Source organism: Prevotella sp. DNF00663, from assembly GCF_001553265.1.
Classification (GTDB): Bacteria; Bacteroidota; Bacteroidia; order Bacteroidales; family Bacteroidaceae; genus Prevotella.
The window spans coordinates 15,193-26,864 of record NZ_KQ960645.1 but is presented as its reverse complement, the minus strand read 5'-3'; the positions used below and the strand labels follow the sequence as shown (position 1 = coordinate 26,864).

8 protein-coding genes are annotated in these 11,672 nt (G+C 44.1%); 5 read left to right on the top strand and 3 right to left on the bottom strand.

The window, feature by feature from the left end; all coding sequences use genetic code 11:
- Positions 1-103: 103 nt before the first annotated feature.
- Complete coding sequence (locus HMPREF3034_RS08725) at positions 104-2,596, bottom strand: YfhO family protein (protein ID WP_062434869.1); 2,493 nt, start codon at positions 2,594-2,596, stop codon at positions 104-106.
- A 296-nt stretch (positions 2,597-2,892) separates the two neighbouring features.
- Here HMPREF3034_RS08725 and HMPREF3034_RS08720 point away from each other — a divergent pair, with 296 nt between their 5' ends.
- The 4 genes from HMPREF3034_RS08720 (at position 2,893) to HMPREF3034_RS08705 (ending at position 7,288) form a co-directional block, all read left to right on the top strand.
- Positions 2,893-3,579 carry a 5'-methylthioadenosine/adenosylhomocysteine nucleosidase gene (locus HMPREF3034_RS08720; protein WP_036900023.1) on the top strand — a complete coding sequence of 229 codons (687 nt, stop codon included), beginning with the start codon at positions 2,893-2,895 and terminating at the stop codon, positions 3,577-3,579.
- 195 nt (positions 3,580-3,774) lie between these two features.
- Entirely contained in the window at positions 3,775-4,254 is a 480-nt protein-coding gene (locus tag HMPREF3034_RS08715) for an S-ribosylhomocysteine lyase (RefSeq protein WP_036900025.1), read from the top strand.
- 110 nt (positions 4,255-4,364) lie between these two features.
- Positions 4,365-5,879 (top strand): rhomboid family intramembrane serine protease, encoded by a 1,515-nt coding sequence (locus tag HMPREF3034_RS08710; RefSeq protein ID WP_036900028.1) that lies wholly within the window; start codon positions 4,365-4,367, stop codon positions 5,877-5,879.
- A 128-nt stretch (positions 5,880-6,007) separates the two neighbouring features.
- Positions 6,008-7,288, top strand: a complete 1,281-nt coding sequence (locus tag HMPREF3034_RS08705) for an ATP-binding protein (RefSeq protein ID WP_062434865.1) — start codon at positions 6,008-6,010, stop codon at positions 7,286-7,288.
- Here the strand turns inward: HMPREF3034_RS08705 and HMPREF3034_RS08700 are convergent.
- A complete protein-coding gene (locus HMPREF3034_RS08700) occupies positions 7,260-7,955 on the bottom strand; it encodes a porin family protein (protein ID WP_062434862.1) in 696 nt (231 codons plus the stop codon). The genes HMPREF3034_RS08705 and HMPREF3034_RS08700 overlap by 29 nt on opposite strands.
- Before the next feature lie 181 nt (positions 7,956-8,136).
- Between HMPREF3034_RS08700 and HMPREF3034_RS08695 the strand changes: the two genes are divergently transcribed.
- The gene (locus tag HMPREF3034_RS08695; protein WP_036900035.1) at positions 8,137-9,219 is read left to right on the top strand and encodes a 4Fe-4S binding protein; all 1,083 of its coding nucleotides are present in this window, start codon (positions 8,137-8,139) and stop codon (positions 9,217-9,219) included.
- A 63-nt stretch (positions 9,220-9,282) separates the two neighbouring features.
- Here the strand turns inward: HMPREF3034_RS08695 and typA are convergent, their stop codons facing one another.
- Positions 9,283-11,085, bottom strand: coding sequence for a translational GTPase TypA (typA, locus tag HMPREF3034_RS08690; protein WP_036900039.1), 1,803 nt, complete (start codon positions 11,083-11,085; stop codon positions 9,283-9,285).
- Positions 11,086-11,672: the final 587 nt, after the last annotated feature.

The following is an 11,672-nucleotide window of genomic DNA, read 5'->3' as shown; positions in this document are numbered from 1 at the left end:
AGGCTCCGCAGCAATGCTGCGGAGCCTTTGCATTCATTTTATATCTTGATAATGATTACCTATTTGGCACACCATTATGAGGAAACCTAGTCCCTATCAACTACTATTCCAATTCCTTTGGCTGTCGTCGAGCCGAGAATATACCTAATATTATAAGGAGAAGAAGGACAGCATAAGATACATATGCCACGGTTTCAGTTTGGTCTACACTCTTCGGATAGAAGCTGAGAACGACCTTATGTTGGCCGGGCTTCACGTTCAAAGCACGCAATACATAGTTTACACGTCCCAATTCTACGGGCTGACCATCAACGGTTGCGGTCCATTCGGGATAGAAAATCTCCGAGAATACCACTACTCCACCCTTCGTAGAATTTACGTCATAATGCAGTTCATTGGGTTCATAAGAAGTCAATGTGACGATAGACGTTCCGTCTTGATGCGTAGCCTCACCTAGTTGGGTGCGGAATTTAGCATCTGCCACTGCTTCATGACGCAGATTCAAGCGACCCAGTGCATCAAGTTCTTGATTGGCATTATCCACATACGACAACTTATCCACAAACCAAGCATTACCATATACGTATGGATTCTGCACGTCAACAGCCTGATTATTCTGCAATGGAAGAATGAAATGCTTAGCATTCAGCATATTCAGTACAGGGTAAATGGAGTCTCCAGCAACCTTGGTCATATCGCCACCAGCCTGTGATATGGCCGGCAAAATCTTACGCATCTCAGGCTGAATATACGCCTCGATGAGTTCTTGATAACGGCGTAGCTTCGCAGCATGGTAACCACCGATACTCTTATGATAGTAAGAGGTCTCATTCTCATTAAATGTATTCGAAGCCAAATTCAACACTCGATAGTCCAACGACTTGTCACGCAATATTTGACGGTCTACATTTGTCATGACTTGAGGGGCTTCGCGCACGCTCTTCTCTACAAACATATCATCGTTGAGATAGCGCTTATTCACCTGCCACATGTCTATCAGACAGAGCAACGCCACCGCTCCTATCATGTATTCAGCCTTCAACTTGCGAGCTTTGAAGAGCAAGAGGAGGAATGTGCCCACCACAATAATCCAGAAAGAACGCCAACAGTCAGCCACAAAAATAGCACGACGGATTTCTCGGAGATTTCCTTCTATAGCCCCAAGGTACTCTGCCGGTATGCTTTTCAAAGCATTCATCTCTGAAGAAGAGATAAAATCGACGAAGAACATATTGGGCATAAGAGCAAAGAGCAAGGCTATACCGCCTGTTAAGGCAAAACTTATATAGACGAACTTTATCTTCTTAGTCAGCAAATCGGGCTCGTCTACTATCTTCTTCAAAGCCAACATGGCCAGCAAGGGAATCGTAAACTCAGCCATAACGAGGATAGATGCCACCGTGCGGAACTTGGAATACATCGGCACATTGTCCAAGAAGAAATCAGTAAACGGCATGAAGTTACGCCCCCAAGACAAAAGGATAGAGAGTATCGTAGCTGCCAAAAGTGCCCACTTCATTGGCCCTTTGACAATAAACAGGCCGAGAATGAACAACATCAACACAAAGGCACCCACATAGACAGGGCCACTGGTGCCGGGTTGTTCGCCCCAATACTGGCCTAACTGCTGATAGATTTGCATGTATTCAGGGTTGGCTTTCTCCATCGCAGTCTTATTAGCTGCCAATGGAACCGATGCCCCGCCCTTGGTATTGGGTACGAGAAGTGTCCAAGTCTCGTCCACCCCATAACTCCATTGTGTGATATAATCACGGTCAAGTCCCGAATTTGTTTGATTGGCTGCATTCTTCTTAACGAGCTCACTCTTCCCTCTCATCGACTCTTGTGAGTACTGCCACGTGTGATAGAGATTGGATAGGTTCAGGCTAATGCCGATAGCGGCACCTATCAAGCACACACCAGTAGCCTTCCAGAAGCGAGACAACTGCTTTTCGCGAATGGCTTCGACTAAGAAAGCAATTAGCATGAAGAAGATGATGAACAGATAATAATAGGTCATCTGCACGTGGTTGGCGTTCACTTCAAACGCTGAGAAGATGGCAGTGACTATTAATCCCGTCAAGAACTTGCCCCGATAAGCCAGTACCACACCCGCTATCATCGGCGGAAGATAGGCCAATGCCATGACTTTCCAAATGTGTCCGGCCGCAATAATGATAAAGAAATAACTGGAAAATGCCCAAATAATAGAACCCAGAACGGCCAACGAATGGCGGAAATCAAATGCCCTAAGCAAGATATAAAAGCCAAGCAAATAGGCAAAAACAAACCAAACATTCTCCGGTAACCACAGATGATAGGCATTGATGGCCTGTTTGAGTGCCGTCGTACTGCTATACGATGGTGCCGTCTGATACGTCGGCATACCACTAAACGCAGAGTTCGACCATCGGGTCATCTTTCCCGTGCGTTCATAATAGGCTGCTTGTTCTTGCGCTGCACCTCTACCGGCCGACGAATCGTGACGATATAAGATTCTTCCCTCAATATCCGCGGGGAAGAAATAAGCGAAAGAAATCACAGCAAATAATACAACTGCCACAATATCGGGCCAGTAAGTCTTCAATGCTTTCATAAATAAACGTTTATTTTATAGATGCAAAAATAAGGAAATAGTTGCAAACCAACAAGAAAACCCACGTACAACAAGACTCCATGAAAGTTTTTTCGTAAATTTGCAAGAAATATAATCCGGGCATCGAATGTTCTGAAGTAAATGGGAGAAAACAGTAGTAAAAACCTCTATAAGACTTGTAGTTAACCGACATATGTCCATTAACTGCCGATAACTCCAATGCCTAACAAAGGCATTTAACTCCCGACGACTTCTAGTTGAGCAGTCATGCGAAAAGTAAGAAATAGATTTAAGACATGAATATAGGATTAATCGTAGCCATGGACAAGGAGCATAAGCAGCTACACGCGCTTCTCCACGATGTCCATACCGAGCAACATGCCGGTCGAGAATTTCTTCTCGGCACTGTCGGCCAACACCATATTATATTACAACAATGCGGTATTGGTAAGGTCAACTCGACCATTGGTGCCGTCGAGATGATAACCCATTACCAGCCCGACTTGATAATTTCGTCGGGTTGTGCAGGCGGTGCCGACACGTCACTCAACGTGACCGATGTAGTAGTATCTACTTCATGCACCTACCACGATGCTTATTGTGGCTCGGAATGCCAACCCGGACAGATTCTCGGAATGCCGGCTCGATTCAATTCACCCGATGAGTTGGTAAAGAAAGCATTAAGCATTGAGGCCGAGACCAACGTACGTACAGGACTCATTGTGAGCGGAGAGTGGTTTGTAGACAGCCGTGAGAAGATGGCATCTATCCTCAATCAATTCCCCGAAGCGATGGCCGTAGACATGGAAAGCTGCTCCATTGCACAGACTTGTCATATCTATGGCGTACCGTTCATCTCATTCCGAATTATCAGCGATGTACCTTTGAAAGACCGTAAGGCACAACAATATTTTGATTTTTGGGATCGTATGGCCGACGGTTCGTTTGAAGTGACGCGCCGTTTCTTAGAAAGATTAGATTAACATTCCTCATTTCACCGGTTTGGAAGTTAGCAGGAGTCAACAGAAGTAAAAGCCTCTTCGAGGCAAGAAGTCAACAGACAATTGTCTATTAACTCCCATTTGTAACTCCAACACCCCATAGGCGTTTAACTTCTGATAACTTCGGAATTGAGTAGAACTACGAAACAAGAATAAAACGATTACAATATTTACATCATGGATAAAATACCTTCATTCACCATAGACCACAACCGCCTGTTGCGCGGCATCTATGTTAGTCGCCAAGACACCGTCGGGGGCGAGACCGTCACGACGTTTGACATTCGTATGAAAGAACCCAATCGCGAGCCGACTTTGCACGTTGGCGCCATCCACACCATCGAACATCTGGCTGCAACCTATCTTCGTAACGACTCGGAGTGGAAAGATAGCATTATCTACTGGGGGCCAATGGGATGTCTCACGGGCAATTATCTTGTAATGAAAGGCGACTTAAAGAGTAGCGACATCGTAGAATTGATGAAAAAGACTTTTGAGTTTGTAGCCAATTTTGATGGAGAAATTCCCGGTGCAGCACCCAAAGATTGCGGCAACTATCTGCTCCACGACCTTCCGATGGCGCGTTGGGAGTCGCGTAAATACCTCAATGAGGTGCTGAATGTCATCAAAGATGAGAACTTGAACTACCCACGGTAATTCTCCATAGCGTTACTATGGGCATAAGAAATAAAAGAAAAGACACATCAAAAAGAGATTGGTCGCTTATTTGCAACATCTCTTTTCGATTGCTTTCGCCATCACTTGGCATGGCCTTACTTTATTTCTTGTTCCTTTGGATAGCATGGGACACCCCGTTGGTTCAGCATATTGGCGAGGAATTACGTAACTTTGGCATTCCTCTCCTGCTTGGTCTGATTGTCGTCATTTGTACTTGGAACATAGATGATGCATTCCCTTGGATCAGCAACAGTCGATTTTCGTTCTCAAGTTTAACCATGGCCGGCACGTTATTTCTTGGAATTGTCATTGGTTTCCAGATGAATCAATGGAAAAGTAGCGTACTCCATGTAGAGACATTGCAACAGATAAAAAACTTAATGGAGACCGATTGGGTGCACGTTTCGCACTTGGAAACAGACACAACATACAGCGGAACGTACACACATGTGGTTTCTCGACCTCAAAGGCATGGTGCAGACAAGCTCTATTTTGAGATGTTGGATGTGTACGAAGTCAACAAAATGCCCAATGTATATGTTGGAACAAAGTTCACTAGTCGCGAATATAGTGCCATGACGAGCGAAGAAAAGCTTAATCAATACTACAACGATTTCTTCCATCAGGGTATTAACCGCCATGCTTACCCGCTCTATAACCAACCTTATTTGCTCAAACACGAACACCATTCTGATTTATACAAGGGATTTGTACATGCGATTACGAATGGTCATTTCAATGATTTGTCGACCGATGACGCCATTATCTTCCGATTAGCAGACGAGAGTGAGAGTCCCAGTGGGCATTTCAATATAGCCGTCATCTGCTGGATTGCCCTCGCATATAGCCTCCTCATCATTCTCATTGTGATTTTTGGCAAACCCGATCGTAAGAAATATGAAGAACGAGATGATTTGTTGTTGAGAACAATATTCAATTTCTTACTAACCTTACCAGTTGATGCTAAAGAGGAAAAGCATAAAGGAGAGATTCGTAAATCGGAAAAGACGGAGCATACATGGCACATCATCATGGCCATACTTATAGCTCTTCCTCCCATCGTCAGTATTGTTTATTACTTGGCCATGGTGTTTTCGGGCGTCAGTCTCATGTCGCCCGACGTCTCCGAAATCATCAGTTGGGGTGGCGCCAATAGCTACTTGGTGATGGGATTAGGTGAATGGTGGCGCATCGCTACGGCTTTCTTCTTACACGGAAATCTCATGCATATTGCGTATAACCTCATTAATTATTGGCTCATCTTATACTTATATGTATTTGCGATAGGCAGCCGTAGAGTCATTTTATCTTTCTACATCACCGGCCTTCTTAGCACTTCCTGTGCCATTCTCTTCTCTCCTCACACCGTGATAGGTATTTCCGGCGGACTCATGGGGATGTATGGCTATATTATCATCAACTCTCTCTTAACTCCAAAACACAAAGACGGCATTTGGTTTCCTGTCATCATGGTCGGCATAACTCTCCTTTTCAGTTTCCAAGCCACCGTCAGTTTGGCCGGCCATCTATCGGGCTTGCTAGTAGGTATCATTCTTGCCATTATCTATTATTTATACGATCGAAGAGAGACTATATTAGATTAAATATCTTCATTGCCAATGAAGATATTTTAGAAAAACCTTCATTACGAACGAAGATATTCTAGAATATCATTCGTTATGAATGAAAACTTTTTGCTATCTTTGCCCATATTCATCATCTTTACAGGCATATGATACCTAAACAACTATTGATTCAAATTATTCTTGACCAGCAAAATATCCGTTTAAAAGACGAAGTTGCGCGAGACATTCAACCTCAATGGCTTGAAAGCGAAGAGATAGTAGTTGTCTCTGGAGTAAGAAGATGTGGTAAATCTGTGCTGATACAGCAAATGAGAAAGAGGATGAAAGAACAAGATTTCTTCCTTAATTTCGATGATGATCGCCTCATCAAATTCACCATAGAAGATTTCCAACTACTCCAAGAATGCTTGATAGAGCTCTTTGGAGTACAACATACCTATTATTTTGACGAAATACAGAATATAAAAGGTTGGGAACTCTTTGTACGAAGACTCTATAATAGCAGTAATAAGATTTTTATTACAGGTTCTAATGCCAATATGTTAAGCCGCGAATTAGGCACACATCTCACCGGGAGATATATTGCAATAGAATTGTATCCGTTCTCTTTCAAAGAGTTCTTGACCTATAATAAGATAGAACATTCTACCAAAACCATAGCGACAACAGTTGGAACCGCCACGATGCTCGCCCAATTTAAGAGATACATGAAGCAAGGAGGATTCCCTGCTTTCCTTAGAAATCAAACAAGAGAATATATATCCGGAATATACGAGAGCATTATATATCGCGACGTATTGCTGCGAAATGGCATCACTAACGAACGCGAAGTACTCGAACTCATGCACTATCTTGCCAGTAACGCAGCCAAACGTCATACCTATAGTTCGTTAGGAAAGGTTGTAGGTCTCAAACATCCCGAAACCATCAAGAACTATTTAAATGCTATTAGCGACACTTATCTCATCTTTCAATTAACAAAATATGCTCCATCCGTAAAGACTCAGAGTGCCAGTGCCAAGAAAATATATCTTATAGACAACGCTATTATCAGCACAATAGGCTTCAACCCGACTGACAATATCGGCATCCTGCTAGAAAATTTAGTATTCATCGAGCTCAAACGCAGGCAACTCGATGTATATTATTATGCCAATAAAGGAGAATGTGACTTTGTTGTTAGACGTGGCGTTACACTCACTGAAGCCTATCAAGTGACCATGAGTATCAGCGAGGAAAAAACCAAACAGCGAGAAATGAAAGGATTAATAGAAGTAGCGAAAGCAGAGCATACTAGCAAAAACTACATCCTTACGATGGACGAAGAATGCACTATTACCGAAGAAGGCCTCACTATTGAAGTAAAGCCTATTTGGAAATGGCTGCTAGACCAACCCTCTATAAATCAAACTTATACCCAGCCGTAATCGTAAAACAGTGGTTATGATTTTCGGCTCCCTTTGTTATTTTACTCAAACCAAGATGATAACACGCCTCTACAACGACATTCATGTATTCGTATGAGACACCCATAGGGATGGAAAATTCCGTCTTATTACACTGTTCCATGCGGTCTTTCGTCGTCTGAGTCATCTCGCCATAGGTATAAACTCCACTCTTATTTACCTTATATGGAGTATCCTCCCTACTCTCTTTGGCATTGACCAACCGCGCAAACTGTACTCCTATTTTCACAGCCAGACCGCGAGTAGCATAGTAATTCACCAACAAAGGCACGGTCACATAGTCCAAATTGATATGGTGATGATGGCTTCCGATAAACTCTTCATCTTCGGAAACCTTGATAGGAACCTGTATACGATAATCGGAATAACGGCATCCCTGCATGGAATAAAAGGCACCCAGCGACACACTAATATGAGTAGTTGCTTGATACTCCCCCTGTAATCCGCCCACAAAACCAGCCTTAAAATGAGAATCTAGCGTTCCATCATAAGTATTGAGCCCCATATTTGCCATATTAGCCAACGTGATACCCACTTTCGGTATCAACGAAAATGTTCCTTGACGACTCTGTGCTTGTGCGACTACAAACACGGCAGTTAGCGCTAAAATCAACACCAAACGTTTCATAGCTTTATCTTTTGATTATTAAAAGATAAACGCACCACAATCCAAAATATTGCAAAGGAAAGCCTAAATCACATTAAGTTTTTATAGCTAACAACATAGGTTGCTCCCCTCTCTCGCTTTTATTTATTACCTTTGCATAAGATAAGTGGTTCTAGCACCACCAACATTACAATACAAAAATATGAACCCAAAAAGGCTACAACATATACTGATGTTCCTCACATGCTTGGCCGTGATGCTCGCAGTGACCGTAAGACGCGATGGAAAATTGCTCGGCCACGCGCTCAATAACGGTTATCAACAACAGGCAAAGGCAGTATCAACCGATACACTGCGTCAATTACAGGATGGTACATACATCATCAACACCACCCAACTAGGCAAAGACGTCCTTGGTTATGGCGGTCCTGTACCTCTAGAAATATATATCAAAGACGGGAAAGTACAGAAAGTCATCGCACTGAACAACTCCGAATCAGAAGATTTCTTTGCCGAAGCATCCAAACTCTTGACCTATTGGAACGGCAGAACAACCAAAGAGGCACTCACCATGAAGGTAGATGGAGTGAGTGGAGCCACTTATTCCTCGCGTGCCATCATCACTAATATGCGACTAGGACTGCAATATGCGGCCAAAAACACAAGCAAAACAAACCTTTGGGAGAAGATGGATATGTCGTGGAAGTATGCCGCCGGGCTCGTCGTCGTACTCATGGGAGCTATCATTCCACTATTTTTCAGGAACAAGAGATACCACACATTCCAACTCATCCTCAACGTCATTGTACTAGGATTTTGGGGTGGTACGTTCATCAACTACTCGCTCATCATGGGCTATTTGGCCAATGGCATCGACATATGGACCTCGCTCGTGCCGCTCATTATGCTCATTACGGCCTTCATCTATCCGTTCTTTGGCAAGAAAAACTATTACTGTAACCATATTTGTCCATGCGGTTCTATGCAAGATTTAGCCGGAAAAGTGACACATAAGAAATGGAAAATGTCAAAACAGACGGTCAAATGGCTCACCTCTTTCCGTCAAATACTATGGGCTGTTCTTATGGTCATGATGTTCATCGGAGTCGGTTTCAGTTGGATGGATTACGAAATTTTCGCGGCGTTCATCATCCAATCAGCATCTTGGATAGTATTGGTATTAGCCGCCATCTTCCTCGTTCTCGCCATCTTCGTGCCTCGTCCCTATTGCCGTTTCGTTTGTCCCACAGGCACATTGTTTAAGATAGCAGAGGGAGCTAAATAAATAACAAACGCAAATCGGGGGCATCCACAGTTGTGGATGCCCCCGATTCTATTTTCAGAAATCTTATTCTTTGTTCGCACGCTTACGCTCCAAGTGATCCAAAATCAACTTGCGCATACGCATATTCTTCGGTGTTACCTCTACCAATTCGTCTTGACGGATATACTCTAAGCATTCCTCCAAACTCATAACGGTCTTAGGAACCACCCTTGCCTTTTCATCTGAACCACTGGCACGCACGTTAGTCAACTGCTTAGCCTTGGTTACGTTGATAACCAAATCGTTCTCGTGGATATGCTCACCCACTACCTGACCGGCATAAACGTCCTCACCCGGATCGATGAAGAACTTTCCACGATCTTGCAATTTGTCGATAGAGTAAGCATAAGCTGTACCGGTTTCCATCACTATAAGCGAACCGTTGGAGCGACGTTGAATCTCTCCCTTGAACGGTTGATAATCTTTATAACGGTGAGCCATGATAGCTTCGCCCTGACTAGCGGTCAATACGTTGGTACGCAAACCGATGATACCACGCGAAGGAATCTCAAATTCGATATTCACACGGTCGCCCTGATTTTCCATTCCCAGCAAATCGCCCTTACGACGGGTTACCATATCAATCATTTTGCTGGCAAACTCTTCGGGCACATTAATCGTCAATTCCTCGATGGGTTCGCACTTCTCGCCATCAATCTCTTTGTAGATAACCTGTGGCTGACCCACCTGTAGCTCGTAACCTTCACGACGCATGGTCTCAACCAACACAGAGAGATGAAGCACACCACGCCCGCTGACAATCCATTTATCGGTACTATCCTCGAACGGACGAACGCGCAAAGCAAGATTTTTCTCCAATTCGTGCTTCAAACGGTCGTTGATATGACGAGAAGTACAGAACTTTCCTTCACGTCCGAAGAACGGAGAATCGTTGATGGTAAACAGCATACTCATCGTAGGCTCGTCGATAGCGATAGGTGGAAGAGGCTCCGGATTCTCAAAATCACAGATGGTATCGCCAATCTCAAACCTTTCCAAACCGATGACAGCACATATATCACCACTGTCTACATGGTCGGTCTTCACGTGACCCATGCCCTCAAAAGTGTGCAATTCCTTTATCTTGGTGCGATCCTTTGAACCGTCGCGATGGCTAACCGTCACATTCATACCGTCGGTCAACGTACCACGATGCACCCTACCTACGGCAATACGACCTGTATAACTGCTATAGTCGAGCGATGTGATGAGCAACTGTGGAGTACCCTCCAACTGCTTCGGTGCAGGAATCACTTCTACAATCTTATCCAACAGATACTCGATATTGTCGGTAGGTTGCTTCCAGTCTTCAGCCATCCAGCCGTTCTTAGCCGAACCATAGACCACCGGGAAGTCCAATTGGTCTTCGGTAGCCTTCAGATCGCACATCAAGTCGAATACCATCTCGTACACTTCATCTGGACGACAGTTGGGTTTATCTACCTTGTTTACCACAACGACCGGTTTCAAACCTATCTGAAGAGCCTTCTGAAGTACGAAACGAGTCTGGGGCATCGGGCCTTCAAACGCGTCAACAAGCAGAATACAACCATCGGCCATATTCAATACACGCTCTACTTCACCACCGAAATCAGAGTGCCCCGGAGTATCTATAATATTGATTTTCGTACCTTTCCAGTTGATAGATACGTTTTTTGAAAGAATCGTTATCCCTCGCTCACGCTCCAAATCATTGGAGTCCAATACCTCGCCGCTGTTATTCTGGCCGTCACGGAACAGTTTACCAGCGAGCATCATCTTGTCGACCAATGTTGTTTTACCGTGGTCGACGTGTGCTATAATCGCAATGTTTCTAATATCTTGCATTCTTTTACCTTAAAATTCGATGCAAAGGTACGGATTATTCTTCACATACCAACACGCTGATAACACTATTTATACTCTCCTTTTGCATAACACTTCTCACCCCAAATTACTCACTACTCACTCCTAACTAGTCACCCTCAACTCGCTGCAGCGTCGTGGCAACATTGCTGCCTTGCCCGAACAGTATCGCTAAATGGGCGAGGCAGCAGTAGTGAAGAACCGTTGCAGAAGCCCCACCCCACCCTCCCCAAAGGGGGAGGGAGAAGGTTTTGAGTTGACAAATAAACGATTTTTTGAGGTTAGTTTGTTAGTTCTTGAGTTTATGAGTTCTTAAATTGTAGGACGGGAAAGGTTCATTCCTTTCGCCCTCCCCTCTATGAGGAGGGTTCGGGTGGGACTTCTATAATGACGAATTGAATTCGTCCAAAGAGCATTCTTCTGTCCGAAGGACAGCCCTTTTAAGAGCCGGGGACTATCAAGCGATAGCGAAGATAGTCTCCGGACAGCGTAGACAACCAACTTCCAGTCTGACAAGACTGCCCCTATACGCCTTGCATATAGATTATAACACGGCAAGGGGGAGTCTT